The 26,773-nt window shown below is 74.3% G+C and carries 22 protein-coding genes; 13 read left to right on the top strand and 9 right to left on the bottom strand.

Going from position 1 to position 26,773, the window contains the following annotated elements; translation table 11 throughout:
* Window positions 1-114: 114 nt before the first annotated feature.
* The 3 genes from ACR807_RS24175 to ACR807_RS24165 all read right to left on the bottom strand — a co-directional run bounded on the left by ACR807_RS24175 (window position 115) and on the right by ACR807_RS24165 (window position 3,292).
* The gene (locus ACR807_RS24175; RefSeq protein ID WP_438923681.1) at window positions 115-810 is read right to left on the bottom strand and encodes a Crp/Fnr family transcriptional regulator; all 696 of its coding nucleotides are present in this window, start codon (window positions 808-810) and stop codon (window positions 115-117) included.
* A 437-nt stretch (window positions 811-1,247) separates the two neighbouring features.
* Complete coding sequence (locus tag ACR807_RS24170) at window positions 1,248-2,285, bottom strand: medium chain dehydrogenase/reductase family protein (RefSeq protein ID WP_438923680.1); 1,038 nt, start codon at window positions 2,283-2,285, stop codon at window positions 1,248-1,250.
* Between the two features lie 128 nt (window positions 2,286-2,413).
* The gene (locus tag ACR807_RS24165; RefSeq protein ID WP_438923679.1) at window positions 2,414-3,292 is read right to left on the bottom strand and encodes a glycosyltransferase family 2 protein; all 879 of its coding nucleotides are present in this window, start codon (window positions 3,290-3,292) and stop codon (window positions 2,414-2,416) included.
* Window positions 3,293-3,390: 98 nt separating this feature from the next.
* Between ACR807_RS24165 and ACR807_RS24160 the strand changes: the two genes are divergently transcribed.
* Both ACR807_RS24160 and ACR807_RS24155 read left to right on the top strand, forming a co-directional pair.
* The gene (locus ACR807_RS24160) at window positions 3,391-3,870 is read left to right on the top strand and encodes a DUF4383 domain-containing protein (RefSeq protein ID WP_438923678.1); all 480 of its coding nucleotides are present in this window, start codon (window positions 3,391-3,393) and stop codon (window positions 3,868-3,870) included.
* 72 nt (window positions 3,871-3,942) lie between these two features.
* On the top strand, window positions 3,943-4,197 hold the full coding sequence (locus ACR807_RS24155; protein WP_438923677.1) for a hypothetical protein: 255 nt from the start codon (window positions 3,943-3,945) through the stop codon (window positions 4,195-4,197).
* A gap of 81 nt (window positions 4,198-4,278) precedes the next feature.
* Here ACR807_RS24155 and ACR807_RS24150 read toward each other — a convergent pair whose 3' ends face one another.
* A complete protein-coding gene (locus ACR807_RS24150) occupies window positions 4,279-5,190 on the bottom strand; it encodes an NAD-dependent epimerase/dehydratase family protein (protein WP_438923676.1) in 912 nt (303 codons plus the stop codon).
* A gap of 17 nt (window positions 5,191-5,207) precedes the next feature.
* Entirely contained in the window at window positions 5,208-6,380 is a 1,173-nt protein-coding gene (locus ACR807_RS24145) for a metallophosphoesterase (protein WP_438923675.1), read from the bottom strand.
* Between the two features lie 122 nt (window positions 6,381-6,502).
* Between ACR807_RS24145 and ACR807_RS24140 the strand changes: the two genes are divergently transcribed.
* Both ACR807_RS24140 and ACR807_RS24135 read left to right on the top strand, forming a co-directional pair.
* A complete protein-coding gene (locus tag ACR807_RS24140; RefSeq protein ID WP_438923674.1) occupies window positions 6,503-6,676 on the top strand; it encodes a hypothetical protein in 174 nt (57 codons plus the stop codon).
* A 130-nt stretch (window positions 6,677-6,806) separates the two neighbouring features.
* The gene (locus tag ACR807_RS24135) at window positions 6,807-8,948 is read left to right on the top strand and encodes a putative bifunctional diguanylate cyclase/phosphodiesterase (protein WP_438923673.1); all 2,142 of its coding nucleotides are present in this window, start codon (window positions 6,807-6,809) and stop codon (window positions 8,946-8,948) included.
* Window positions 8,949-8,975: 27 nt separating this feature from the next.
* On the opposite strand, the gene ACR807_RS24130 is transcribed toward ACR807_RS24135, so the two are convergent.
* Window positions 8,976-9,635 (bottom strand): thiaminase II/PqqC family protein, encoded by a 660-nt coding sequence (locus ACR807_RS24130; protein ID WP_438923672.1) that lies wholly within the window; start codon window positions 9,633-9,635, stop codon window positions 8,976-8,978.
* 158 nt (window positions 9,636-9,793) lie between these two features.
* Here ACR807_RS24130 and ACR807_RS24125 point away from each other — a divergent pair, with 158 nt between their 5' ends.
* From ACR807_RS24125 to ACR807_RS24095, 7 genes are all read left to right on the top strand, one after another.
* Complete coding sequence (locus ACR807_RS24125; protein ID WP_438923671.1) at window positions 9,794-11,917, top strand: diguanylate cyclase; 2,124 nt, start codon at window positions 9,794-9,796, stop codon at window positions 11,915-11,917.
* 5 nt (window positions 11,918-11,922) lie between these two features.
* Complete coding sequence (locus tag ACR807_RS24120; RefSeq protein WP_438923670.1) at window positions 11,923-12,381, top strand: pyridoxamine 5'-phosphate oxidase family protein; 459 nt, start codon at window positions 11,923-11,925, stop codon at window positions 12,379-12,381.
* Window positions 12,348-13,031 carry an HAD family hydrolase gene (locus ACR807_RS24115; protein ID WP_438923682.1) on the top strand — a complete coding sequence of 228 codons (684 nt, stop codon included), beginning with the start codon at window positions 12,348-12,350 and terminating at the stop codon, window positions 13,029-13,031. The genes ACR807_RS24120 and ACR807_RS24115 overlap by 34 nt, the downstream gene beginning before the upstream one ends.
* A 155-nt stretch (window positions 13,032-13,186) precedes the next feature.
* The gene (locus ACR807_RS24110; protein WP_438923669.1) at window positions 13,187-15,970 is read left to right on the top strand and encodes a discoidin domain-containing protein; all 2,784 of its coding nucleotides are present in this window, start codon (window positions 13,187-13,189) and stop codon (window positions 15,968-15,970) included.
* Window positions 15,971-16,085: 115 nt separating this feature from the next.
* Window positions 16,086-20,438 (top strand): tetratricopeptide repeat protein, encoded by a 4,353-nt coding sequence (locus ACR807_RS24105; protein WP_438923668.1) that lies wholly within the window; start codon window positions 16,086-16,088, stop codon window positions 20,436-20,438.
* Complete coding sequence (locus tag ACR807_RS24100; RefSeq protein ID WP_438923667.1) at window positions 20,435-21,757, top strand: TIR domain-containing protein; 1,323 nt, start codon at window positions 20,435-20,437, stop codon at window positions 21,755-21,757. The genes ACR807_RS24105 and ACR807_RS24100 overlap by 4 nt, the downstream gene beginning before the upstream one ends.
* 92 nt (window positions 21,758-21,849) lie before the next feature.
* Entirely contained in the window at window positions 21,850-22,434 is a 585-nt protein-coding gene (locus ACR807_RS24095) for a DUF6069 family protein (protein WP_438923666.1), read from the top strand.
* A gap of 4 nt (window positions 22,435-22,438) precedes the next feature.
* Here ACR807_RS24095 and ACR807_RS24090 read toward each other — a convergent pair whose 3' ends face one another.
* Window positions 22,439-22,897 carry a DUF2000 domain-containing protein gene (locus tag ACR807_RS24090; RefSeq protein ID WP_438923665.1) on the bottom strand — a complete coding sequence of 153 codons (459 nt, stop codon included), beginning with the start codon at window positions 22,895-22,897 and terminating at the stop codon, window positions 22,439-22,441.
* Window positions 22,898-23,004: 107 nt separating this feature from the next.
* Here ACR807_RS24090 and ACR807_RS24085 point away from each other — a divergent pair, with 107 nt between their 5' ends.
* Together ACR807_RS24085 and ACR807_RS24080 are read left to right on the top strand one after the other, a co-directional pair.
* Window positions 23,005-23,466, top strand: a complete 462-nt coding sequence (locus tag ACR807_RS24085) for an Lrp/AsnC family transcriptional regulator (protein ID WP_438923664.1) — start codon at window positions 23,005-23,007, stop codon at window positions 23,464-23,466.
* A 92-nt stretch (window positions 23,467-23,558) separates the two neighbouring features.
* Window positions 23,559-24,752: an esterase-like activity of phytase family protein gene (locus tag ACR807_RS24080; protein ID WP_438923663.1), complete on the top strand. Its 1,194-nt coding sequence runs from the start codon at window positions 23,559-23,561 to the stop codon at window positions 24,750-24,752.
* A 45-nt stretch (window positions 24,753-24,797) separates the two neighbouring features.
* On the opposite strand, the gene ACR807_RS24075 is transcribed toward ACR807_RS24080, so the two are convergent.
* Window positions 24,798-25,937, bottom strand: a complete 1,140-nt coding sequence (locus tag ACR807_RS24075; protein ID WP_438923662.1) for an AI-2E family transporter — start codon at window positions 25,935-25,937, stop codon at window positions 24,798-24,800.
* A 400-nt stretch (window positions 25,938-26,337) separates the two neighbouring features.
* Window positions 26,338-26,676: a hypothetical protein gene (locus ACR807_RS24070; RefSeq protein WP_438923661.1), complete on the bottom strand. Its 339-nt coding sequence runs from the start codon at window positions 26,674-26,676 to the stop codon at window positions 26,338-26,340.
* Between the last annotated feature and the right edge of the window lie 97 nt (window positions 26,677-26,773).

The following is a 26,773-nucleotide window of genomic DNA, read 5'->3' as shown; positions in this document are numbered from 1 at the left end:
GCCGCCTGGGGGGTGCGGCCCACCGCGGCCGGGGGGAGCGACATCAAAGGAGCGACACCGGGGGAAGCGCCACCGGGGAGTGGCACCGCCGGGTCGCGGAGGGGACCGACCGGGTCAGCGCGTCGCCGCGGGGTCCCCGCCGGCGACGAGGTGGTTCAGGCCCTCCAGGTCCGGGATGGCGATCACCCGCCGGGTGTGGGTGCGCACGAGGCCGGCGTCGCGCAGCTCGGCGAAGCCCTTCTCGGCGGTGCGGGGCTTCATCCCGGCGATCGAGGCCAGCTCGACGTTGCCCAGCCCGACGGCCAGCGTCCACGTGCCGTCCGGCGCGCGGTGCCCGTGGCTGCGCGCCAGGTGCAGCAGCACCCGGCCGACGCGGGCGGAAGCAGGCCCGGACACGACCCGGCGCAGCTCGTTGGACCAGCGGATCTGCTCGACGACGGTGCGGGCCAGCTCCACGAACAGCTCGTGGTGGCGGTCGAGCAGGATGCGGAACCGGCGCCGGTCGATCAGCCGCGCGGTCACCGGGGCGCAGGCCACGACCGTCGCGCTGCGCGGCGCGCCGTCCAGCGCGGCCATCTCGCCGACCAGGTCGCCCGCCGTCCGCAGCCCCAGCAGCGCCCGGTCCGGCGCGTCGGCGTGCACCTTGACCGCGCCGGTCAGCAGCAGCACGACGTGGCCCGCGTCGTCGCCCCGGTGGAGCAGGACGTCGTCCGAGGCGTAGTCCACCCGCGCGCCCGAGTCGAGCAGCGCCTGGGCGGTGTGCTCCGACAGGCGCCCCAGCAGACCGCGAAACCGCCTACCGCCGATCATGCCCACCCCCAAGGGTCCGGGTTCGTCACGTCGGAACGGACGACCTCCCGACCGGATCATCCCACCGCGCGGTCGCGGGTGCGGTCACCCCAGGGTAGTCCGGCGGACCGCACCCGCGAACCGCAGCCGGCTCTCGCACCACCTCCGGCGGACGGGCGCCCGCGGGCCGGTCGAGCGGACCCCGTCGCGGCAGGACGGGCGGGCCGCCGACGCGGTGCCCGCCGACGCGGTGCCCACCGACGCGGTGCCCACCGACGCGGTGTCCACCGACACCGGCCCGGCCGTGCTCCGGTCGGCCACCTGGGCACGGCGCTGGTGCGGCGGGTGTCCTTCGACGGCCTCGACCCGGCCTTCCCCCGGGCCCCCGCCCCCGGTCCCGGGTGATCACGCGCCGGTGCCCGGCTTCGGGAAGACCCCGGCCCGCCGTCGGGGCGGCGTCAGGGGACGACGACGACCTTGCCGGTGACCGTGCCCGACTCGGCCAGCCGCACGGCGTCCGCGATCCGCTCCAGCGGCACGCGGGCGGCGATCAACGGGGCCAGGGAGCCGTCGGCCACCAGCGCCAGCACCGCGCCCAGGTCGCGGGCGACCTTCGCGCGGAAGCCCGCCGCGTCGCGCTTGCCCGCCCAGACGTTGAAGAACGTCGCGGTGCGGCCGTTGGGCAGCGCGTTCCACCACAGCAACCGCACGAACAGCTTGAGCACCGCCGCCTTCGCCGACCCGGAGGTGTCCTTCGTGGACGCGCTGCCGTAGGCCACCAGCGCGCCGCCCTTCGCGAGCAGCCGGTAGGAGTCCAGCACGCCCGGGCCGCCGACGTGGTCGAACACCGCGTCCACCCCGCCGGGGGCCAGCTCGCGCACCCGGGCGGGCACGTCGTCGGCGCGGTAGTCGAGCGGGACGGCGCCCAGCGCGCGCACCGCGTCGAGGTTGCGCGCCGAGGACGTGCCGATCACCTCGGCGCCGGCCAGGCGGGCGAGCTGCACCAGCAGCGACCCGACGCCGCCGCTCGCGCCGTGCACCAGGACCGTCTGCCCGGCCCGCACCCGCGCGACGCCGTGCAGCATCCGCCAGGCCGTGATCCCGTTGACCACCAACGCCTCCGCCTGGGCGGGATCGACCCCCGCCGGCACCGGCACCAGGTCGGCCGCCTCCACCAGGGCGTGGGTCGTCCAGCCGCCGACCTTGGTCAGCGCCGCGAACCGGCCGCCGACCAGACCCGGGTCCACGCCCGCGCCGACCTCCGCCACCACGCCCACCAGGTCGTAGCCGGGCACGAAGGGGAACGCCGGCTGGTCGTAGTACCTGCCCAGGCGCATCTGCTTCTCGGCGAACGACACCCCGGACGCCTCGACCCGCAGCAGCGCCCGACCCGGACCGGGGGAGGGCACCGGGCGGTGGCGCAGCTCGAACCCGCCGGGCTCGACCACGCCGGGGAGCACGACCTCCAGCACCTGCTCCGCGGAGACCTGGGACATGACTTCCTCCTTGTGTGAGTGGTTGGTCACTCACTCTATGCACGAGTGAACACACGACTGCGAAGCCGTGTCAAGCGTGCCTGGTCAGAGGAGGTGCATTAGTAAGTGGTCAGTCACTCACGCCGGTATCAGCGGCCGAACGCATGCTTCAGCAGCACCTTCGCCGCGGCGGGGTTGGAGCGCGCGGCGGGCAGCGACGCCAGCGCGAGCAGCCGCCACAGCACGTGCGAGCGCGCGACCCGCGCCGCCCGGTTCCAGCCCAGCGCGGCGAAGCGGTCCCCGTACTCGTGGAACAGGTTCCCGGCCTCGGTGTAGCTCGTGCCGTCCGAGATGGCCCGCGAGGTCTCCGAGCCGACGTGCTTGCGGTACCGGAAGCACACCTCGTCGTCGGCCACCAGCACCACGCCGCGCGCCACCAGGTCCAGCACCAGCGCCAGGTCCTGCACGACGGTGAACTCCTCGCGGAACCGGACCTCGCGGACCGCGTCCGCCTTCCAGCACAACGAGGGGAAGAACAGCCAGTTCGCGCGCAGCAGCGACACCGCCAGGTCCTCGCCGGAGAACGCAGTCGGCCCCTCGACCCTCGGCGCGTACGCCCGGCGCTTGCCCCGGTCCACCAGGCCGAGGGCCGGCGCGCCGTGCTGGTCCACCACCTCGACGCCCGGCTGCACGATCCCCGCGGTCGGGAACCGCGCGTGCAGCGCCCGCACCCGCCCGACGTAGTCGGGCAGCATCAGGTCGTCGTTGCCCACGAGCACCACGAGGTCGTGCTCGACCAGGTCCAGGCAGCGGTTGAAGTTGCCCGTCACGCCCAGGTTCCGCTCGTTGCGCAGGTACCGCACCCGGGGGTCGCCCAGCTCGGTGAACCACCCGGCGACGTCGACCGGCTGGCCGTCGTCGACCACGGTCAGCCGCCAGTCCTGGTCCCGCTGCGCGAGGACGCTGCGCACGGCCTCCTGCATGAGGGTCACGTCGCCGTAGAACGGCATGAAGACGTCGATGGTCATGAAGCCCGGTTCCACCTGTTCCGCGTCGCACCCGGCCCCCGTTTCGTCGCGGTGGCTCCGGGTATGACGGTCAGGATAGAGCTGATGGGAGGAGCGAGATGACGACCTCGGCGGAACGCGTCAAGGCAGGTCGCCGGCCTGTGCAGGCGTTCGCACTGCTCGTGGGCGCGGTGTTCCTGGTGGTCGGCGTGCTCGGTTTCGTACCGGGCGTGACCACCCTGTACGACCAGATGGCCTTCGCCGGCACGCATTCCCACGCCCTGCTGTTCGGTGTGTTCCAGGTCTCAGTGCTGCACAACCTCGTGCACCTGCTGTTCGGCGTCGCGGGCGTCCTCGGCTCCCGGGCGCGCGGCACCGCCCGGCTGTTCCTGGTCGCCGGCGGGTTCGCCTACCTGCTGCTCTGGGTCTACGGCTCGATCGTCGGCGAGGACGGCGGCGCGAACTTCGCGCCCTTCAACGCCGCCGACAACCTGCTGCACCTCGGGCTCGGCGTCGGCATGGTCCTGCTGGCCGTCGTGGCCACCGTTGTGGAACGCTCTCGGGGCCAGTACCCGGACCGCGAACAACGCGGTCGGTGACGCCCGGTTGACCGCCGGGTGAACGCGATCGCGTAAGTTCACCCAGGGAGGCGCTTGACTGGGAGGACGTTGATGGCGGGTTCGGCAAGCAGGAAGTTCGGTCGGATCGACCCGTTCATCCTGTTCCTGGTGGTGCCGATGCTGCTGCTGGCGGGGGTCATGGTGTGGGGCGGCCTGGCCTGGGTCGGGGCCGTGGTCGTCGTGTTCGCCGCGCTCGTGCTGCTGCTGGACTCCTGGACGAACCGGCCGCTGCCGTTCGACCTCCCGGAGGACGACGACTACGACTACGACGAGCCGCCGCCCCCCTCCGGCGGTCGCCGCTACTGAACGGCCGCTCCTGCCGGACGGCCCCGCTGCCGGATAGCCCGCGCTGCCGGACCGTCGCCACTGCCCGACTGCCGCCGCCCGTCAGTCGCGCGGGAAGGTCTCCGCGACCGCCGCGTCGATCGAACCGCCGCGCCCCGGCGCGAGGAACAGCTCGCGCAGCAGCAGCCCGCCCAGGTGGCGCGGGTCCAACCCGGACTGCCTGCCCCGCAACCGGTGCGCGAGCCCCGTCGCCAGCAGCCCGGCCCGCACCGCGGCGCCGGGCAGCCGGCGGACCGGTCGCGCGTGCCCCGCGGCCTCGGCGACGCGGCCGATCATCTCCGCCCACGTCAGGTTCTCCAGCGCCACCGGCAGGTCCTCGCCGGACGCCCGCTCCAGCGCGTCCACCGCGACCTCGGCCACGTGCGCGGCCGTCGTCGCGGCGCTGCCGCCGGGCGGGGCCACCAGCGGCGAGCGCGACCGCACCCACGCGTCCAGCGGCCCGGCCCAGTTCGGCAGCCGGTCGTGCGCCCGCCCGAACACGAACGGCAGCTCCAGCACCGCCACCGGCAGGTCCGGCCCGGCCGCCTCCCGCGCCCCGCGCGCCTGCGCCACCCGGCTCCGGACGTACGGGTGGCGCTCGGCCAGCCGCCACTGCGGGTGCTCGCGGTGGAAGTGCGTGTAGTACGAGCCGAGCACGACGGCCCGGGTCAGGCCCTCCTCGCGGGCCGCGGTGAGCAGCCGCACGACCGGCGCCACGTTGCCGCGCTGGAACACCGGGTAGGCGGGCCGGCGCGGCGTCTCCCGGTCGTCCGCGCCCGCCGCGAACACCACGCCGTCGTGCCCGGCCAGCAGCGCGCGGAAGTCCGCCGCCGTGGCCGTCGTCGCGTCCAGCGCGTGGTCGACCCCCGCCCGCGCCGTGCGCGCCACCGACGTCACCCCGTGCCCGGACGCCCGCAGCCGCGCCACGACGTGCTGCCCGACGAACCCGCTCGCACCCACCACCACGACCCTCATGGGCCGATCATGCCGCCTCAGGCGGCGCGCAGCGTCAGCAGGGAGATCTCACTGGGTGCGAACACCCGCAGCGGCGGGCCCCAGAACCCCGCGCCGCGGCTGGTGTAGAGCCGGGTGCGCTCGCCGTGCCGGCTCAGCCCGGCCAGCACCGGCTGCTGCAACCGCACCAGCAGGTGGAACGGCCAGATCTGCCCGCCGTGGGTGTGCCCGGACAGCTGGAGGTCCACGCCGGCCGCGACGGCCTTGCCGATCTCGCTGGGCTGGTGCGCCAGCAGCACCACCGGGTCGTCGGTGCGGGTGCCGGACAGCGCCGCGTCCAGGTCGGCGGCGTGGCCGGGTTCGCCGGAGTGCACGGCGGTGACGTCGTCCACGCCCGCGAAGACCAGGCGCTTGCCGCCGCGCTCCAGCACCCGGTGCTGGTTGTGCAGGCTCGTCCAGCCCAGCTCGGTCATGTGGTCGAGCCACGCCTGGGCGTTGCCGATGTACTCGTGGTTGCCCGACACGTAGAACCGGTGCGCCGCCCGCACGTCGCCCAGCGGGGCCGCCTGGCCGCGCCGCTGCTCCACCGTGCCGTCGGCGATGTCGCCCACGTGCACCACCACGTCCGCGCCCAGCGCGTTGACCGCCTCGACGGTGCCCCGCGACCACTTGGTGCGGTCGATCGCGCCGTAGTGGGTGTCGGCCAGCACCGCGACGGTGAGCCCGTCGAACGCCGGGTCCAGCCTCGGCAGCACCACGTCCGTCCTCTTGACCCGGGGGACGCGGCGCGCCTCGCGGATGCCGTGGACGACCAGGGCGGAGGCGACCACCAGCAGCACCACCGCGACGAGCCTCGCCCGGAACGGGTTGTCCACGCCCGCGAGCGCCAGGACCAGGCGCAGCACGTGGGTGATCAACGTCCAGGCGAAGAACACCCACGCCACGCCGAGCAGCAGGTGCGCGACCCGGGACGCCCGGTCGGAGTGCCGGCGGCCGTGCGCGCGGACCAGCAGCAGCGGGAAGGCCGCGGAGACCACCACGAAGAACGCGGTGCCCACCACCTGCACCGGCCACGGCCACCGCGCGCCGGGCGCCAGCAGGCCGGCCCACGGCACCCAGAACAGCAGGGCGGTCACCACCAGCAGCACCGCGGTGAACGTGGCGCGCCGCCGCGCGGAGGGGCGGGGCGGCGCGGGCGTCCGGGTCGACATGGGCTCTCCTCGTCGGGTTCCCGGCACGCGCACTTTACGAACCGGTGGGCTGTTATCGACGGTACGCCTCGCCCGACGCGCTGTCCAAGTTTGTGCCGCCCACCGCCCGGCAACCCAGGGCCATGCCCGACGTGAACGAGGTGCCCGAGGTGCAGACCCCCGACGAGGACGAGCGGCTGGCCCACTCGCAGCGCACGATCGACGAGGCCAGGTCGATCGCGGCGGACCTGCGCGAGACCTCGCCCGACCCCGCGCCCGACGCCGAGCCGCCGGACGGGGGCACCCCGGCCAACTGATCAACTGATCGGGCACGTCCACAGTGGACTCACCCGAATGGCGGTTGCCCAACGGGTTCCGGGTCAGCATAGTGCGATCTCCCGACCGAAGAGTTCAGTCGATCGCAGCTTGACTTGGGGGTAACGCGGCGTGGCTCGTCGATCGCGCGCCGTGGTCGACGAGGGCATCTCGTCACCCGGTCAAGCCGGCGTGCGCCGGATCACCGAGTTCGCCGAGCTGTTCGCCTGGTTCGCCTGCCTGGTGTTCGCCGCGCAGCTCGTCGTGCTCGGCTCCGGCCCGGCGCGCGTGCCCCTGGCGCTGCTCGTGGGTGTCGTGCTGCTGTCGTGGTGGCTGCGCCCGGACGGCGACCCGTGGTGGCCGACCGGCGCGGAGGCCGCGGCCGCGTTCGGCGCGGTGCTGGTGCTGCCCAACGTCGGCCCCATCGTCGGCTTCCTGTTCGCCGTCGTCGTGCGGCGCGCGCTGCGCGGCGACGCGGTCCTGCTGCCGGTCAAGTCCGCCCCCCTGCTGCTGGGCTACCTCGCCGGCATCGGCGCGTGGATGGCCGGCGCCCCGGGCAGGGCCACCGGGCCGCTCCTCGCCACGACCCTGGTGCCCCTGGTGGGCCTGACGGTGGTGTCCTTGGCGCTGCACGAGATCGTCCGCTCCGCCCGCCGGCTGGAGGCCGCCCACCGCACCGTCGAGGCCGTCGTCCGCGCCAGCCCGGTCGGCCTCGTGCTGCTCGACGGCGACGGCGCGCCCACCCTGCACAACGACCGCGCGCGCGGCCTGTTCGACTGGCCCGACGGTCGGCCCGGCCGCGTGCCCTGCCCGCACGGCCCGGACATCACCGCCTGCGGCCACGGCTGCCGCGGCTCCGAGGACCCCGTCGAGATCGACGTCGAGCGCCCCGACGGCACCACCGCCGTGCTCGCCGTGCAGGCCGTGCCGGTCGACCACGTCCCCGAGCGGCACACCCTGGTCACCGCGCTGGACGTGAGCAAGCGCCGCCAGTGGGAGGACGCGCTGCGCACCCGCGCCGAGCGCGACGAGCTGACCGGCCTCGCCGGGCGCACCCACTTCCTGCACCTGGTCGACGCCGCGCTGCTCTCCGGCGAGGCGGTCGGCCTGCTCGTCATCGACCTCGACGGGTTCAAGGAGGTCAACGACGCCGAGGGGCACGAGGCGGGGGACTGGTACCTCGTCTCGGCCGCCGAGCGCATCGGCCGCGCGGTCGGCCCGGTGGCCACCGCGGCCCGCCTGGGCGGCGACGAGTTCGCCGTCCTCGCGCCCGGCCACGACGTCCGCGAGTCCGCGCGCCTGGCCACCCGCGTGCTCTCCGAACTGGCCCGGCCGCTCACCGGCCTCGGCCACGACACCGTCATCCGGGCCAGCGTCGGCATCTCCGTGTCGCAGCCCGGCATCGGCACCGCCGACCTGCTGCGCGACGCCGACACCGCGATGTACGTGGCCAAGCGCGAGGGCGGCGCGCGCATCCGGCTGTTCCGGCCCGAGATGGGGGAGCGGGTGCTGGCCCGCCAGCGCGACAAGACCGACCTGCGCACCGCCGTCGCCGAGGGGCAGCTCGTGCTGCACTACCAGCCGATCGTGGACCTCGCGACCGCCCGCGCGACCAGCGCCGAGACGCTGGTGCGCTGGCAGCGCCCCGGGTACGGCCTGCTCGGCCCCGGCGAGTTCATCGACCTGGCCGAGGAGACCGGGCTCATCGTGCCGCTGGGCAACAAGGTCCTCGCGGGCGCCTGCGAGCAGGCCATGCGGTGGCGCGAGCAGGGCCGCGCGCTGGGCGTGACGGTGAACGTGTCGACCCGGCAGCTGTCCGCGCCCGCGTTCCTGCCCTCGCTGGACCGCGTGCTCAAGACCTCCGGCCTGCCGCCCGAGCTGCTCACCATCGAGGTCACCGAGTCCGTGTGGGCCGACGAGGCCGCCATGCGCGGCCTGATGGACGTGCGCGAGACCGGCGTGCGGGTCGCCCTGGACGACTTCGGCACCGGCTACTCGTCGCTGAGCTACCTCCAGCGCTACCCGTTCGACGTCGTCAAGATCGACAAGTCGTTCACCGGGAACCTCGACGACGCGGGCCGCACGGCGGGCGTGGTGCGCTGCATCATCGACCTCGCCGAGGTGCTGGGCGCGCACACCGTGGCCGAGGGCATCGAGACGCAGGCGCAGGCCGACTGGCTGCGCGCCGCCGGCTGCGACTACGCCCAGGGCTACCTGTTCGGGCGCCCCGACCTGGCGGAGAACTGGGACGCCCAGCCCTCAGTCGCCGGGTGAGGCGCACCGGGGGCGCGCCCTGGGGGGTCACGCCTTCTCGTCGGCCAGCGTGTTCCAGAACATCAGCTCGTAGGAGTGCAGCAGGCTCGCCTTCGGCATCGCGCCCGTGACGCGCCACCCCGTGTCGAGCACGGCCTCCAGGGCGCGCAGGCCCAGCGCGTCCAACTCGGGTGAGGGCTCGGCGAAGAAGTCGAAGAACGCGCAGCCCTCGTCGTCGAATCCGTAGTGCTCGCGCAAGGCCGCCGCGATCGCCGCGCAATAGCCGCCCCATTCCGCGAAGTTCGCGAGAATCGCGAGCAACGCGTCGTGCGGATTGCCGTCCAGCGCCAGTCGTGCCACGTACGACGGGTACGCCTGGCACCCCGGCAGCGCGCGGTGCTCGGCCACGTCGTCGGGGGTGAGCCCGCACGCGGCGGCGAAATCGCCGAGCTTCGCGAGCGCCAGGCCCTCACCGGCCGCCACGGTCGAGAAGAACTCGCGCTGCGCAGGTTCCGTCGACTGCGCGGCCAAGGTGAGGAAGGCTCGCCAGTCGCTCCGCACGATGCGGTCTTCCTCCGCCGCCAACGCCTTCAGCGCCTCGACCGACGCCTCGCCGCTCGCGATCAGCGGGACCAACCGGTTCGTGCCGCCCTCGTGCTTCAGCTCCTCACGCACCCGCTCCAACAGGGCTTTCGCGTCCTTGGCCATCAATCCCCCTCGACCCGTCGCCGCGTCGCCGTCGAACGCGGTGCGACACCAATGGCACTCTATCCGTGCCGTGGTCCACACGTCCGGGCGAGTGTGGAAGACTGCGAATGGCTCTCCGCCCGTCATGACCACGCGAAGACGCAGAAGGAGCACCGGGATTGCGCGTCTCCGAAGCCACCCCGGACGACAGCCGCGAAATCCCGATCGCCGAGCGGAACCGATCGTGGATCGGTTACCTCTTATTCGGCTTCGTCGCGGTCTGCGCGTACTACGCGCTGCCCGTCTTCGTCGGCCCCGTTCCGCTGCGGGTCGTCGTGTACTGCGCGGTCAGCACCTCGGCCGCCGTCGCGGTGTGGTGGGGAATCCGCCGCAACCGGCCCGGGTCGCGCGCGCCGTGGATCGTGCTGGGGCTCAGCCAGGTCGTCTACGCGCTCGCCGACGCCACGTTCTACGTGTCGCACTTCGTGCTCAACGAGACCCGGTACCCGGCCGTCGCGGACGTCTTCTACCTCGGCCACTACCCGCTCGTCGTGGTCGGCCTGGTGGTGCTCATCCGGCAGCGCCGCTCCCACCGCGACCTGCCCGGCCTGCTCGACGCCGTGTCGCTGACCGTCGTCGCCGGCCTGCTGTCGTGGGTGTTCGTCATCGGGCCGCAGACCCGCCTGGGCACGACGCTGCTGGTGGAGGCCACCTCGCTGGCCTACCCGCTGATGGACCTGGTCGTGCTGCTGGCCTCGCTGCGACTGCTGTTCGGCGCGGGACGCCGGGACGGGTCGTTCGTGCTGCTCACCGCCTGGCTGGCGGCGATCATGACCGCCGACACGGTGTACGTCCTCCAGCGCCTCGGCGGCACCTACGCGGCGGGCAACTTCCTCGACGCCATCTGGCTGGGCGGCAACCTCGCGCTCGGCGCGTGCGCGCTGCACCCGTCCATGGGGCGCATCGCGCAACCCGCCGAGGTGCCCGTCCTGCGGCTCAGTTGGCCGCGCCTGGCCGTGCTGTCCGCGGGCGCGCTGATCGGCCCGATGCTGCTGCTCGTCCAGCACGCCCGGGGCGCCCAGCAGGACGTGCCGGTGATCGCGACCGGCTGCGCCGTGCTGTTCGCGCTCACCGCGACCCGGCTGGCGGGCCTGGCCGTGGACCAGCGGCGGCTGGCCATCACCGACGGCCTCACCCGGCTGGGCAGCCGCCGGTACTTCGAGGCGCGGCTGGCCGAGGACGTGGCGCGGGCGCGCCGCACCGGCGTGCCGCTGGCCGTGGTGATCCTCGACGTGGACCGCTTCAAGGCCATCAACGACCGCTACGGCCACCCCGCGGGCGACCGGGTGCTGGTCGAGGTCGCCGCGCGGCTGCGCGCCGCGGCCGGTCCCGACCTGGTGCTCGCCCGCTACGGCGGCGAGGAGTTCGCGCTGATCGTCGGCGGTCCGGACGCCGAGCACGCCACCCGGCTGGCCGAGGAGCTGCGCCACGGCGTCGCGTGCCGGCCCATCGCCGTGAGCGACCGGCACTCGGTGACGGTTACGCTCTCCGCCGGCACCGCCGCGTTCGCGCCGCACCACGGCACGGCCTCCGCGCTGGTGTCCGCGGCCGACCGCGCGCTCTACCTGGCCAAGGACCTCGGGCGGGACCGCGCCGTGGCCGGTGGCGCCTCGATCGCCGAACACCGGGAGGACGTCGCGGTGGACTACCTGAACCAGGTCGCGGACCTGGTCGACCTGCGCGTGGCGAGCCCCGGGCGCAGCCTCGCCATCGCCGAGTGGGCCAGGACTGTGGCCGAGCACCTGGGGTGCGACCCGGCCCAGGTCCGCACCGCGCACCGCGCCGGCCGCCTGCTCGACGTCGGCATGATCGTGCTGCCCGACGACCTGCTCACCGAGTCCGGCCCGCTCACCGACCAGCAGTGGCACCTGCTGCACGAGCACCCCGACAGCGGCGCGCGGATGGTCGGCGTGCTGCCCGACCACGTCGACGTCGCCGAGGTGATCCGGCAGCACCACGAGCGGTGGGACGGCGCGGGCTACCCCAACGGCCTGTCCCGCGACTCGATCCGGCTGGAGGCGCGCATCCTGTCGGTGTGCGACGCGTGGGCGGCGATGTGCGCCGACCGGCCGCACCGGCGGGCGCTGACGCCCGAGCAGGCCGAGCGCGAGCTGCGCTCCGGTCGCGGCGCGCGGTTCGACCCCGAGCTGGTCGACGCGTTCCTGCACCTGCTGGAGGAGCGGGCCGTCGGCGACCTGATCGCCGGGGCGTCCGGGACCCGGGAGGGCAGCCGCCTATCCTGACGCGCATGTCGCGGCGCGCGTTGATCACGATGACCCCGGACGAGGTGGGCGCGTTCCTGGAGGAGCGGCGCGTCGTCACGGTGGCCACCCTCGGTCCCGGGGGCAGGCCCCACCTCGTGCCGCTGTGGTTCGCGGTCGAGGACGGCGAGCTGCTGGCCTGGACCTACCGCGCCTCGCAGAAGGTCGCGAACCTGCGCCGCGTCCCCGAGGCGACGCTCCAGCTGGAGGACGGCGAGAGCTACGAGGAGCTGCGCGGCGTCACGATGGAGTGCGACGTGCGGCTGGTGGAGGAGCACGCCGAGGTGGCCCGCATCGGCGGCGCCGTCGCGGCCCGCTACGCCGGCCACCGCGGTCCCGAGCTGGACGCGTTCGTCGCCGCGCAGGCGGTCAAGCGCGTGGGGCTGCGGTTCACGCCGACCTCGGTGGTGTCCTGGGACCACCGCAAGCTGGCGGGCACCTACTGAAGCCGGCCCCGCCGGGCCTGGTCCTGCTCGACCTGGACGACACCCTGGTCGACCTCGCGGGCGCGTTCGCCGCGTGGGCGGGGGAGTTCGCCGCCGAGCACGACCTGGCCGACGACGCCGTGCCGTGGCTGCGCGCGCGGGCGTCCGGCCGCAAGGACGCGCTGTTCGCCGAGGCGCGGGACCGGTTCGGCCTGGCGGAGCCCGCGCACGTGCTGTGGGCCCGGTACCGGGCGCGCGTGCCGGAACTGGTCGTGCCGCGCCCCGGCGTGCCCGACGCGCTGGCCGCGCTGCGGGCGTCCGGGTGGCGGGTCGGCGTGGTGACCAACGGCGAGCCGGACAACCAGGGGGCGAAGCTGCGGCGCACGGGCCTGGCCGCCCACCTGGACGGCTGGTGCGCGTCGGGCGAGGCGGGCGTGCGCAAGCCCGACCCGGCGATCTTCCACCTCGCCGCCCGGCGCTGCGGGGGAGGGTCGGGCTGGGTGGTCGGCGACAGCCCGGAGCTGGACGTCGCGGGCGGGCGCGCCGCCGGGTTCCGCACGTGGTGGGTCAGCCACGGCCGCCCCTGGCCGCCGGGGGCGGTGCCGCCCGATCGGACCTCGCCGGACACCGCCGACGCGCTCACCGGGCTCCTGCACCTCGACCGCCGCTAGAGCGCAGTCGGGTTTTTGCGTGATTCGGTAGACATCTTGCGCTCGCCTGGGTGGGCTGCTTATGGTGTGCGCCACGCCACACGGCGTGGTGCCCCCTGTCCCACCACGACATCCCCGCGCGCACCAGAGGTCCCGTCCAACGAAGGGCTGAACCCATGCGAGTCGACCCCACCCACCGGCGCCCCCTGGCGCTCGGCGCGGCGGCGGTGGCCACCTCCCTGCTCACCGCGCTCGTCGTCGCGGCCGCGCCGCAGGCGTCGTCCGCCCCGGTCGTCGCGGCCGTACCCTCCTCGCCGTTCGACGTGCCCGACCGCGGCGCGGACGTGCCGTTCGTCGAGCACGAGGCCGAGAACGCCGCCACGAACGGCACGAAGATCGGCCCCGGCCGCCGCCAGGGCACGCTGGAGGGCGAGGCGTCCGGCCGCCGCGCCGTGACCCTGGCCGGCCAGGGCCGCTACGTCGAGTTCACCCTGACCGAGCCCGCGAACTCGATCGACCTCCGCTACAGCGTCCCGGACGGCAACGGCGGCGCGGGGATCACCGCCCCGCTCTCGCTCTACCTCGACGGGCAGAAGTCGACCAGCCTCACGCTCACCTCGAAGTACGCCTGGCGCTACGGCGGCTACCCGTACGCCAACGACCCGAACCAGGGCAAGCCGCACCACCTCTACGACTCGACCCGCGCGCTGTTCGGCCGCACGCTCCAGGCCGGCGCCAAGGTCCGGCTCCAGGTCGACGCGGGCGACACCGCCCCGTCGTACACGATCGACCTCGCCGACTTCGAGCTCGTCGCGCCCCCCGCCGCGCGCCCGGCCAACTCGGTGTCCGTCACCGACCACGGCGCCACCCCGGACGACGGCTCCGACGACAGCGCGGCGTTCGACGCGGCCGTCGCGGCGGCCCGCGCGCAGGGCCGCGAGGTCTGGATTCCCGCCGGCCGCTTCACCGTCACCAAGCACGTCACCGTGGACCGGGTCACCGTGCGCGGCGCGGGCCACTGGCACAGCGTCGTCACCGGCGACCGGGTCGGCTTCTACGGCCTCGGCGAGCCCTCGTCGTGCGGCCAGGGCGGCAACTCCGGCGTCAGCACCCGCGTCGGCCTGCACGACTTCGCGATCATCGGCGAGGTCACCAACCGCGTGGACTGCGACCAGACCAACGCCATCGGCGGCGCGCTGGGCGGCGGCTCGGTGATCTCCGGCATGTTCCTCCAGCACACCAAGGTCGGGATGTGGCTCGACGGCCCGTTCGACGGCCTGACCATCCGCGGCAACAGGGTCGTCGACCAGCTCGCCGACGGCATGAACCTGCACCGGGGCATCAGCAACGTGCTGATCGAGCACAACCTGTTCCGCAACATCTCCGACGACGGCATCGCGTTCTGGTCGGAGCACCAGGCCGACCACTCCAACACGATCCGGCGCAACACCGTCGTCGTGCCGATGAAGGCCAACGGCATCGCCGTCTACGGCGGCCGGGACAACACCGCCACCGAGAACGTCGTGGCCGACACCCAGGACCAGGGCGGCGGCATCCACGTCGGCAACCGGTTCTCCTCGGTGCCGCTGTCCGGCACGACCACGTTGTCGCGCAACACGACCCTGCGCGCGGGCGTGCTCGACTCCAACTGGCAGTTCGGCGTGGGCGCGCTGTGGTTCGACGCCCGCGACGGCGCGATGAACGGCCGCATCGACGTCACCGACACGGATCTGATCGACAGCAACTACGAGGCCATCCAGTTCATCAGCGGCACCATCACCAACGTGCACTTCAACGGCGTGCGGATCACCGGCGCCGGCACGTTCGGCGTGCAGCTCCAGTCGCCGGGCTCGGCGTCGTTCACCAACGTCACCGCGACCGGCGTCGGTCGGGCCGGGACCTACAGCTGCCTGGGCGAGGGCGGTTTCCAGATCACCCGCGGCGCGGGCAACTCCGGGTGGGACGGCACGCCGTACTGCGGCCCGTGGCCCGAGCCGGTCTACACCGACCCGACCGCCCCGCCGACCACCACCACGACCACGACGACCACGACGACCACGACCACGACCACGACGACGACGGTGCCCCCGGGCGGCAACCTGGCGCGGGGCAAGCCCGCCTCCGCCACCACCGCCACCGGCGGCTTCCCGGCCGCGAACGCCGTCGACGGCAACACCGGGTCCTACTGGGAGAGCGCGAACAACCAGTTCCCGCAGTCCCTGACCGTCGACCTGGGACGGTCGGAGAACCTGGGCCGCCTCGTGCTGAAGCTGCCCCCGCCCGCCGACTGGGCCGCCCGCACCCAGACCCTGTCGGTGTCGGGCAGCGCGGACGGCGGCGCGTACTCGCCGGTGGTCGGCTCGGCGCAGTACCGCTTCGACCCGGCCACCGGCAACCAGGTCACCGTCCCGGTCACCGGCGCGCACCGGTTCGTGCGGCTGGCGTTCACCGGCAACACGGGCTGGCCCGCCGGGCAGCTCGCCGAGCTGGAGGCGTACGCGACGACCACCCCGCCGCCGACCACCACGACCACCACCCCGCCGCCCACCGGCAACGTCGCCCGCGGCAAGCCGGTCCAGGCCGCCGCCACCGGCGGCCTCCCGGGCGCCAACGCCGTGGACGGCGACCCGAACACCTACTGGGAGAGCCCGAACAACCAGTTCCCGCAGACCTTCACCGTCGACCTGGGCGCCCGCACCGCGGTGAACCGGCTCGTGCTCAAGCTCCCGCCGGCCGCCGCCTGGGCCGCCCGCACCCAGACCCTCGCGGTCTCCGGCAGCGCGGACGGCACCACCTACACCCAGCTGCTCGCCCCCACCGACCACCGCTTCGACCCGGCGACCGGCAACCAGGTGACCGTCCCGGTCACCGCGAACCACCGCCACCTCCGCCTGACGTTCACCGCCAACACGGGCTGGCCCGCCGCGCAGCTCGCCGAGTTCGAGGCGCACGCGGCCTGATCCGGTACGCGGGTGCCTCCCGGCAACGACGCCGGGAGGCACCCGCGTACCGCCATCCGGGTCACGCTGATCGTTCGTGCCCGTGTGCCCGCCCGTCACCGGGGATACTCGCCGGGTGAGCGAGGGATCGGTCCCACCTCAGCGCGGGAACTACAACTTCCTCTCCGGCGACGTGTCCGGGACGGTGGTCCAGGTCGGGCTCATGTCCGGCGGCGACATCCACCTCTCCTACCCCACCCGCGTACCCGAACGCCTCTCCGTCCCCCTGCCCTACCGGTACGGGGCGGTGCCGCTGCACGCACCGGTCACGCAGCCCCGCGACCTGTCCCGCGTGCTGGCCGAGGTGCTCGAACGCGGTGACACGGCGGTGCTGTCCGGTCCGGGCGGCATGGGCAAGACCCGCCTGGCGGCCGAGTACACCACCGCCCGGTGGCAGACCGGGGACGTGGACCTGGTCGCGTGGGTGGACGCCTCGTCGCGGGAAGCCGTCGTGGCGGCCTACGCGGACCTGCACGCGAACCTGACCTCGATCGAGGAGACCGTCCCCGGGCGCGGTGCCCGGCGGCTGCTGGACTGGCTCGCGCAGACCGGCCTCCGGTGGGTCGTGGTGCTCGACGACGTGCTGGACCCGGCCGCCGTCTCGGACCTGTGGCCGCCGTCCACGCCGTCCGGCCGGCTCGTCGTCACCACCCGGCGCCGGGACGCCGACCTCCGGCGGGTCCGGCGGCGCCTCATCCACGTCGGGGCGCTCAGCCCCCGGGAGGCGCACTCCTACCTCACCCGGGTCGTGCGGGACGGAGCGCTCGACGGCGCCGCCGAACTCGCGCGGGAACTCGGCCACGTGCCGCTGGCGCTCGCGCAGGCCGCCGCCTACCTGGGCGAACGACACCTGTCGTGCGCCCGGTACCTGACCGAGCTGAGCGGTTTCCCGCGCACCGCGGGCGGTCCGGTCCGCGCGGAACCCGCGCCCGTGGCCGCCACGTGCGCGCTGTCCCTGGACCTGGCCGCCAAGTCGGCTCCGGTCGGGGTCGCACGGCCACTGCTGGAGATCACCAGCGTGCTCGACCCGACCTCGATCCCCGAGGCGCTGCTCGGCACCCCGGACGTGCTGGACCTGCTGTCCACCCGCGCGGGACGCCCCGTGCGCGGTGACGACCTGGCGGACGTGCTGGACGCGCTGGAGAAGCTGAGCCTGCTCGACGTCGACCTGCGGTTCGGGCGCCTGTCGGTGCGGAGCCACGGGGTGGTCCAGCAGGTGGTCCGCGACGCCCTGCCCCCGGAGGCGCTGCGGGTCGTCGCCCTCACCGCGGCGTCGGCGCTGGTGGAGCGGTGGCACGGGGCGGACGGCCCCGAGGCGGCACGGGTGCTGCGCGCCAACACCGACGCCCTGGCCCGGGTCGCCGGCCACCACCTGTGGGCCGGCGGGTGCCACGAGGTGCTGGTCCTCAGGGGACGGAGCCTCGGCGAGGACGGGTTCGCCACCGAGGCCCGGGACTACTTCCGCGGCCTCCACGCGATGGCCGGTGAGAGCCTGGGCGCCGATCACCCGGACACGTTCACGCTCGCCGGCCAGCTGGCGCACTGGACGGGCATGGCGGGCAACGCCCCGCGCGCCGCGGCCCTCTTCGCCGAGGTGGCCGCCGACCGGGCCCGCGTCCTGGGGCCCCACCACCCGGACACCCTCGCGGCGAGGCACAACAGGGCGTCGTGGATCGGGGAGAGCGGTGACCCGAAGGGTGCCGTCGCGGCGTTCTCCGACGTGAGCGCGGCGCGCGCCCGGGTGCTGGGCCCGGACCACCCGGACACCCTGGCCTCGTGGGACAGCCTCGCCCAGTGGACCGGCATCGCCGGGGACCTGCCCGGTGCGGTGGCCGCGTTCGAGGAGCTGACCCGCGCCTACGACCGGGTGCTGGGGCCCGACCACCCGGACGCGTTCAACGCCCGCCTCAACCTCGCCCACTGGATCGGGAACTCCGGCGACCCGGTGGAGGCCACCGGGTTGCTGGAGCGCCTGCTCGACGACCAGTCGCGGGTACTGGGCCCCTTCCACCCGTACACACTGGCGACCCTGCACGGGCTCGCCGACTGGCGGGGCGCCGCGGGGGACCCCGCCGCCGCGGTGGCGGAACTCGAACGCCTGCTGGAGATGCGGGTGCGCGTCCTGGGACCGGACCACCCCGACACGCTGGCCACCCACGACGGGTTGGCCGAGTGGCGCAGCGCGGCGGGCGACGTCCGCGGGGCCCTGCTCGAGGTGGAGTCGCTGCACCGCGCGCGGCTGTCCGCACTGGGGCCCGACCACCCGAACACGCTCGTCGCGGAGAGCAGCCTCGCGGTGCTCCTCCAGCGCTCGGGCGACCTGCGGCGGGCCGCGTACTCCTACCGGAACGTGCTGGAGCGGCGTCGTCGTGTGCTGGGGGAGGAGCACCCGGACACGATGCGGTCGGCGGCGAACCTGGCGGTCGTGCTGCGGCAGCTGGGGGAGTACGAGTCGGCTCGTGCGCTGGACGGCGAGGTGCTGGAGCGGCGTCGCCGGGTGCTGGGGGACGATCACCCGGACACCCGCAGGTCCGCGTCGAACACCGAGGCGGAGGCCGTCCTCGGCGTGCCCGACGTGGTGGTCGTCCACTTCGACGGAGCGGACGCCGAGGTCGCGGCGGTCGTCGACGGTCTCCAGGCGGCCGGGATGGTGGTCGGGAGCGCGATGGCGACCGGTGGGCCCCACGGCCGCGAGGCGCCGTCCGAGCCGACCGACGCGCTGGTGGTCGTGGTCACGGGCGAGGCTTCGCCCGGGCACCCGGTGCGGCGCGACATCGAGTCGGCGCTCGCGGGCGACGTCCCCGTGGTCGTCGTCTACGCGGGCGTCTCCCCGACGGCCGCCGCCAAGTCGCTGCCGTACGGCCTCGCGCGCAAGCGGGGGATCGCCTTCGACCTCGCGTCGCGGGACCCCGCTCGTGAACTGGTCGACGCCGTGCGCCGCGCCGTCCGCGTCAGGGGACCGCGCGAGCGGCTCGCCGGACCCGGTCGACTGGACCCGGTCGAGCTGGACGACCTGCGCACCGGGGTGGCCGAGGCGTTCGGGGCGGCCGGGCGGCCCGTGCGACCCGACCCCGGGCAGCCGCAGGTGCTGCTGCCCGGCCCGGTGTGGGTCTCGGCGGAGGTGACGCCGTCCGCCGCCGAGGTGGACCGCTTCGCCGCCCACCTCGCGCACGGGCGGCTCGGCTACTTCGTGCACGTCGGCGACCTGCGCGGGGATGCCCAGGTCGTGCTCGACCAGATGCGCGTCGGCGGCAAGCCCGTCGTCACCGTGACCGCGCGGGCGCTGCGGGCCGCGCACGCCGACCAGCACGTCGACGCGTTCCTGAACGAGCTGGAACGCGACTACGGCAACCACGACAATCTGTTCGACACCAGGAACGCCCTGATCAACGAGAGGTTCCTGTTCGGGCGCGACGTGCTGCTCAACACGATCGGCAGCGCGATCCGCCGGCACGAGCACGTCCTGGTCACCGGCTTGCGCAAGGTGGGCAAGACGAGCCTGCTGAACATCCTGCGCCAGCACCTGGCCGACCGCCCCGTCTGCCAGGTTGACCTCCAGCGGTTCGACCGGCACCACGAGGACTGGCCGCCCGCCCTGTTCGCCCTGCTGCTCGCGGCGTTCGACCGCTGGGGGCGGGCGGAGCACCGGGGATGGCCGTTCCGGACCCCCTCGCCGACCACGACCACCGAGCTGGAGCGCGAACTCGACCGCAGGCAGCAGCACCTCCGGGACTCGGGGCACCCCGCCACCACGCTCGTCGTCGTGCTCGACGAACTCGAACGCGTGTACCCGGCGCGCGGCGAGGTGCACGCCGCGCGGCAGTGGGTGCGGGCCAGCGGCGCCCTGCGCGCGCTCGCCCAGGGCGACCGCCGCCACGTCGTGGTGATCGGCGCGGACCTCAGGCCCGACGTCAACCGGGACAACGACCTCGGCGTCGCCGGCACCAACCCGTTCTTCTCCTTCTTCCAGGAGATGCCGGTGCCCCTGCTGGAGGAGCGCGCGGTCGACGAGATGGTGGGCACGCTGGGGCGGGCGATGGGGATCGACCGCGTGTCCGAGGAGTTCACCTCCGGCCTGTTCCGGCTCACCGGCGGGCACCCGTCGCTGGTGCGGACCGTGGCCGCCGAGGCGTACCGCCGCCGGGAGCTGCCCTACGAGCTCACCGCGGCGGACCTCGTCACGGCGCAGGACCACCTGGACGACGCGGACACCGTGGGTTTCTTCCTGCGCAACAACCTGTGGCAGCTGATGACGGTCGCCGAGCGGGAGGTCGTGCGCGCGGTGGTCGGCGGCCGGCCCGTGGCCGACTTCGTCCCGGCGACCGACCGGAAGCAGGCGCGCTCGGCGCTGCGGTCGCAGGGCCTCCTCGACGGCGAGGACGTCCGGATCGGCGTGTTCCGCGACTGGCTCCGGGAGGCGGAGCCGTGACGGCCGACAACCCCTACTACTCCCGCTCCCTGTTCGTCGGGCGCGCCGCGCAGCTCGCCGAGGTGACCCAACTGCTCCGGCAGGGCCGGTCCGCGCTGCTGATCGGTGGGCGACGGGCGGGCAAGACGACGTTCGCGCGCCACGTCACCGAGGACGTGGTGGGCCGCGCGGTCGTGAGGACCGACGTCGCGGGCTGGGACCTGACCTCCGAGGAAGCCGCGCTGGGTGCGCTGCTCAGCGCGGTGCGGGGGGCGCAGGAGACCGCGCACGCGCGAGCGAGCAGGCACGAGGTGGCGCTCGCGCTGGACGCGATCCGACCGGTCGCGCTGGTCGTCGACGAGGCCGACCGGGTGTTGCTGGCGCAGTGGGGACCGGGTTTCTTCTCGTTCCTGCGCTGGCTCGACGACACCCACCTGCGCGACGACATCGCGATCCTGCTCGCCGGTGGACCGGTGCTCGCCGTGTTCCGCGACCCCGACGACCGCGGCTCGCCACCGCTGAACACCGCCGTGCCGCGGTTCCTGGACCCGCTCGACCGCGCGGCGGTCGCCGAGCTGGCGGTCCACGTGGACGGCGTGGACCTCGACGCCCTCGTGGAGCAGTGCGGCGGCCACCCCTGGTTGACGACCCACCTGTTGGCGGCGCTGCACGGCGGCAGGCCGTTCGACGACGCGCTCGACGACGTGTTCGACCTCGTCTCCGGCACGTTCCCGGTGTGGGAGCGGCAGCTCGGCGACGACGGCCGGTCGCTGCTGCGCCTGTTACCGGCCGACGGGCTCACCAAGGCAGACCTGCGCGCCGGCCGCTGGGCCCGGTTCCGCGAGGCGGCGAGGTCGGGCCGCAGCATCGGCGTCCTGCGGGTCGAGGCCGGCCGGCTGCGGCACGGGCCCCGCCTGTTCGGGGACTGGTTCCTCCGCCGCTCCCCCGAGGAGGTCTCCTTCGACCTCGCCATCTCCTACGCCTCCGAGGACGAGGCCCTGGCCCGGCAGCTCAACGCGCACCTGCGTGACGACTTCCGCGTCTTCTACGCACCGGACCAGGGCCCCCAGCTGTGGGGCACCGACCTCAACCGGGTCCTGCCCAACACCTACGGCGTGGCGAGCAGGTACGTCCTGGTCCTGTGCACGCCGGTGTACGTCGCCAAGCACTGGACGAGGATCGAGTACGACGCGGTGGCGACCCGGGCGCCGGAGCGCATCCTCCTGGTGGGGTTGGGGGAGCTGCCCGCCGACCTGCCGGACGGATTGGTCTACCGGGGCGGCAGCCCGGGGGAGTTGGTCGGCCTCGTCTCGGCGATCCGCGACAAGTTGAAGGGGTAGCGGCACGTCGCGCGGACGGCGTCCCGGACGGGGGTCACCTGATGGGTGCGGCTGCCGCGCGCCGCGCCGGGGACCGCCCGATACTCGCGGACATGGCTGACGAACGCCGGACGACCAGCTTCGAGCCCGTGGTGGGCGCACCCGAGCCGCGGCGCCCCGTGCGCGACTCGTTCCGCGACGCCCCGCCGGAGACGGCCGTGCTCCGGCCGCCGCGTCGCCGGCCCCTCGCGCCGCCCGACCCGGGCCGCCAGTTCGACGCCGCCACGCTGTGGGCGGGCAGCGTGGCGACGGCCCTGGTCACGGGTCTGCTCGCGATCGTCGGCATCCTCGTCGCCCGCGGCCTGCTCGGGGTCGACGTGCTCGCGCCGAAGGGCGACGGGGTGTGGGGCAACGCCAACACCCTGACCTACGCCCTGGGCTCCGCGGGGTGCGCGCTCGGCGCCACCGCGCTGCTCCAGCTCCTGCTGGCCACGACGCCGAACGCCATCCGGTTCTTCTCCTGGATCATGGTGCTGCTCACCGCGATCGCCGTGGTGCTGCCGCTCAGCCTGGGCGCGAGCCCGGAGGCGAAGGCGTTCACCGCCGTGCTCAACCTGGTGATCGGCGGCGCGGTCGTGCTGCTGCTGCGCGGTGTGGTGGGCAGCGCCCGGCGCAGGTGGGCCGAGGGCGCCCGGTAGCGCGTCACGGCATCAGCTCCAGCCCCTTCACGAGCTTGTCCACCCGGTTGCGGGGGCCCACCACGCTGACCGCGTAGTACTCCACGGCGGACTCCTCGGAGAGCTGCGTCAGGTAGTCGTCGTACACGCGGGTGTGCTGGGCCTGCACCGGCATGTCGGCGACGAACACGCCGGGGGAGTCGGCGGCCTTCGCGCGCAGCCCGGCCAACCGGTCGCCGGTCGCGGCCAGGACCGTGCAGCCCGCCCAGGGCAGACCGGGGTGGAGCGAGCCGGTCGCGTCCTTCCCGTCCGGGCCGAGCAGCCCGCCCACCGCCTGCGCCGTCGCCGACGCCACGCACACCGCGGCGTTGACGGCGCGGCCCGGCGGCAACCCCGCGTCCACCACGACGACCCACTTCAGGCGGGCCGCCCGGGTCGGCTGGAGCGGGTCGATCTCGTGCGGCTCGAAGCCGACAGCGGTCACCAGGTCCTCCGTGCATCCATCGGGTTGATGGCAGAATGCTAGGCACGTGTACGGAGCTGGACCAAGTGATCCGATGATGATTCGGGCAGAGAGCCTTGTGGGTGGTCGTGGACGAACTTGATACGAAGATCCTGCGCGAATTGCAGGTCGATGCACGGCGCAGCAACCGGGACGTGGCCGCGGCGGTCGGCGTCGCGCCCACCACGGCGCTCGACCGGACCCGCCTGCTGCGCGAGCGCGGCGTCATCAAGGGCGCGATCCTCGACGTCGACCTGCCCTCCATCGGCCGCCCGGTGCAGGCGCTGATCGCCGTGCGCGTCCGGCCGCCCGCGCGCCGGGTGATCGAGGAGTTCCGGGCCTGGGCCGTGGCGCAGCCCGACACGCTGGGCGTGTTCGTCACCACCGGCGACGAGGACTTCCTGCTGCACGTCGCCGTGCCCGACAACGAGAGCCTCTACACCTTCGTCGTCGACCGGCTCACCGAGCGGGCCGAGGTCGCCGACGTGCGCACCTCCGTGGTCTACCAGCACCTGCGCAACGACCGGATCACCCCGGTCCACCGGCCGTGACCCCGCGCGCCACCAGCCGTTCACCGGGTGCTCCTAGCGTTCCGCGCACCGCGTGACCCCGACGGGTCGCGCCACGGCAGAACGGAACACCGATGAGGAGACCACTGGTCCTCGGCCTGTCCGCGCTCGCACTGGTGGCGGTGGCGGTGCCCGGCGCGGCGTCGCCCACCGACCGCCACGCCTTCGGGCGCGCCACGCTGTCCGGGTTCGCCTCGCTGCCCGCGCTCACGTTCGTGCCGGGCAGCGAGCCGTCCGGCGCCGCCCTGGGCACCGCACCGGTCAACGGTGTCGTGCCGCCGTTCGCCGACCAGCCCGTGCAGGGCTTCAGCGGTGTGCTGCGCAACGCCGACGGCACCTACGACGTGCTGTCGGACAACGGCTTCGGCACCAAGGCCAACAGCGCCGACTTCCTCCTGCGCGTCCAGCGCCTGGCCCCCGACTTCGGCACCGGCGCGGTGGACGTGGTCGGCGGCGTCGTGCTGACCGACCCGCACGGGCACGTGCCGTTCGCGCTCACCCGACCCGACCGCGTGCTCACCGGCTCCGACTTCGACGTCGAGTCGATCCAGCGCACCGCGGACGGCACCTACTGGATCGGCGACGAGTTCGGCCCCTACCTGCTGCACTTCGACCGCGCGGGACGGCTGCTCGCGCCGCCCGTGCCGCTGCCCGGCGTGTTCGCCCCGGAGAACCCGGCGGGCACGGCCAACCTGGGCGGCAGCAAGGGGTTCGAGGGCCTCGCGCTGTCCGCCGACGGCCGCACGCTCGACGCGCTGCTGGAGGGCACCGTCGCCGGTGACGCGCCGGGGTCGTTGCGGCTCAACGAGTTCGACCTCCAGCGCGGTCGCTACACCGGCACGAAGTGGGTCTACCAGCTCGACAAGCCGGAGCACGCCATCGGCGACGCGATCGCCGTGGACCGCAACCGGCTGCTGGTGGTCGAGCGCGACGGCGCGCAGGGCGTCGACGCGGTCACCAAGAAGGTCTACCTGGCCGACAAGCGCGACCGCGACCGCGACGGCAAGCTCGACAAGACCCTCGTGGCCGACCTGCTCGACATCGCCGACCCGCGCCGCCTCGGCGGGGGCGGGGAGAGGTTCACGTTCCCGTTCACCACGATCGAGGACCTGGTGATCCTGGACGACCGCACCATCGCCGTGCTCAACGACAACAACTTCCCGTCGTCGTCGGGCCGCACGCCGGGCCGGCCGGACGACAACGAGTTCATCACCCTGCGGCTGGGCGACGACCTCGACGCCGACCCGCGCGTGCTGCGCCGCCGCTGACCGCCCTCCCCGCGCGGTGGCCACCACCGCGCGGGGGACGGCCGGTCACCCCTCGGGTGCGGGTCGCTCCCGCTCGGCGGGCACCGGGTCGTCCCCGTCCCGCGCGGACCCGAGCTTGATCACCTCGTCCAGGTAGCGCATCACCACCGACACCGCCGCGACCACCGGCACGGCCAGGAACGCGCCCGCGATGCCGTAGAGGCTGCTGCCCGCCGTGACCGCGAGCAGCACGACGGCCGCGTGCAGGCGCAGGCTGCGGGACTGGAGCACCGGCTGGAGCACGTTGCCCTCGACCTGCTGCACCACCACCACGACCACCAGCATGATGAGCGCCGTGGTCGGGCCGTTGCTCACCAGCGCGACCAGCACGGCCAGCGCGCCCGCGACGAACGCGCCCACGATCGGGATGAACCCACCGAGGAACGTCAGCGCCGCCAGCGGCACCGCCAGGGGCACGCCCAGCACGACCAGGCCGATGCCGATCAGGACCGCGTCGACGAGGCTCACGATCGCCTGCGTGCGGATGAAGTCGCCCAGCGTCGTCCAGATGCGGTCCAGCACCACGGTCAGGTGCCCGCCCGCGCGTTCGCCGACCACGCCGCGCAGCCACGGCGTGAAGCGCGGGCCGTCCTTGACGAACAGGAACGCCAGCAGCAGCGCCAGGATGCCGGTGACCAGGCCGGAGGTGACCGTGCCGACGCCGGTGAGCAGGCCGTTGGCGATCGTGCCCACACTGGACTGGAGCTGGTCGACGCCCTGCTCGACCAGTTGGTCGAGCTTGCTGTCGGCGAGGTTGAACGGCGGCCCGGACAGCCAGTCCCGCGCCTGCTGGAGGGCCTTGGTGGCGCTGTCGGCGATCTCCGGCACGCCGGAGGCGATCGACGTCGAGATCAGCGCGAGCACGCCGCCCAGCACGCCCAGCCCGGCGAGCAGCACGATCGTCGCGGCCAGCGCGGGCGGCAGGCCCTTCTTGCGCAGCCACCGCGCGGGCGGCCACAGCACCGTGGTGATGAGCAGGCCGAGCAGCACCGGCATGACCACGACCCACAGCTTGCCGATCAGCCACCACAGCAGCACGAACCCCAGCGCGGCCAGCGCCACGCGGGTGCTCCACCGCGCCAGCCACGTCACCCCACGTCCGATGGCCTCGCCGCGGTCGGCCCAGCGGCGGTCTCCAGCGCTCACGTCTCCCCGTTCCTCCCGCGCGGCGGTCGCCGGCACGAGGGGAAGCCTGCCAGACCCGCGCGCGCCGCGTGGGGCGGCGAGGTCACGGTTCGTCATAGGTGAGGGGTCGTCACCTGACCGGCCGGTGGGCGTCCGCCGATGCGGTCAACGTCGCCCCGGCCGTCCGTCGTGGCAGGTAGACACGAGGTGGACCGCCTCCAAGAGGTCCAGTGGTCATCCCACGACACCGAAGCAGGGAAGGGGCGATACCGCTGCCGGATCTCGTGGCCGCCGCACGACGCCGCGTGCGGCGGCCACCCGGTGCCCGCTCTCCCGGTCGGCGACGTCCGCGAGCGGCGTGGACCCGAGCGTCACGTCGTGGCGAACCGGGCCGGCCCGCCGACGTCACGGCCCGCCGACGTCACGGGGTGGCGGCGCGCCACTCCTCCAGCCAGCCGTGGCGGCCCTCGTACGCCGTCGCCACGAGCTGGAGCACGTCCCCGGAGTCGGTGCTCTCCACCTCCGAGCGCAGCGCGCGGATCTTCTCCTCGTGCGACACGGGGGAGCCCTCGTCCTCCAGCGACAGGTCGCCCGGGACCAGCAGCAGGCCGTCGCCGTCGTCCGAGCGCAGGACGCGGAACCGGCCGCGGGCCTCGGCGTCGGCCACCAGGGGCGCGTCGCCGCGCGCCACGCGCTCCTCGTCGTCGGCGAGGCCGTCGAGGATGAAACCGCGGAGTTGCTCCAGCTGCGTCGTGTCCATGTGCGTGGGGTATCCCACCGCGCGGGTGATCAAGCGTCCCGTTCGTCACCCGGCCGCCCCGTCGTGGTGCAGGTGCCGCCGCCTGCGGGTAGGAAAA

Origin of the sequence: Saccharothrix sabaoui (assembly GCF_051756985.1) — a bacterium.
GTDB lineage: Bacteria > Actinomycetota > Actinomycetes > Mycobacteriales > Pseudonocardiaceae > Actinosynnema.
This window is presented reverse-complemented; position numbering and strand designations above follow the sequence as displayed.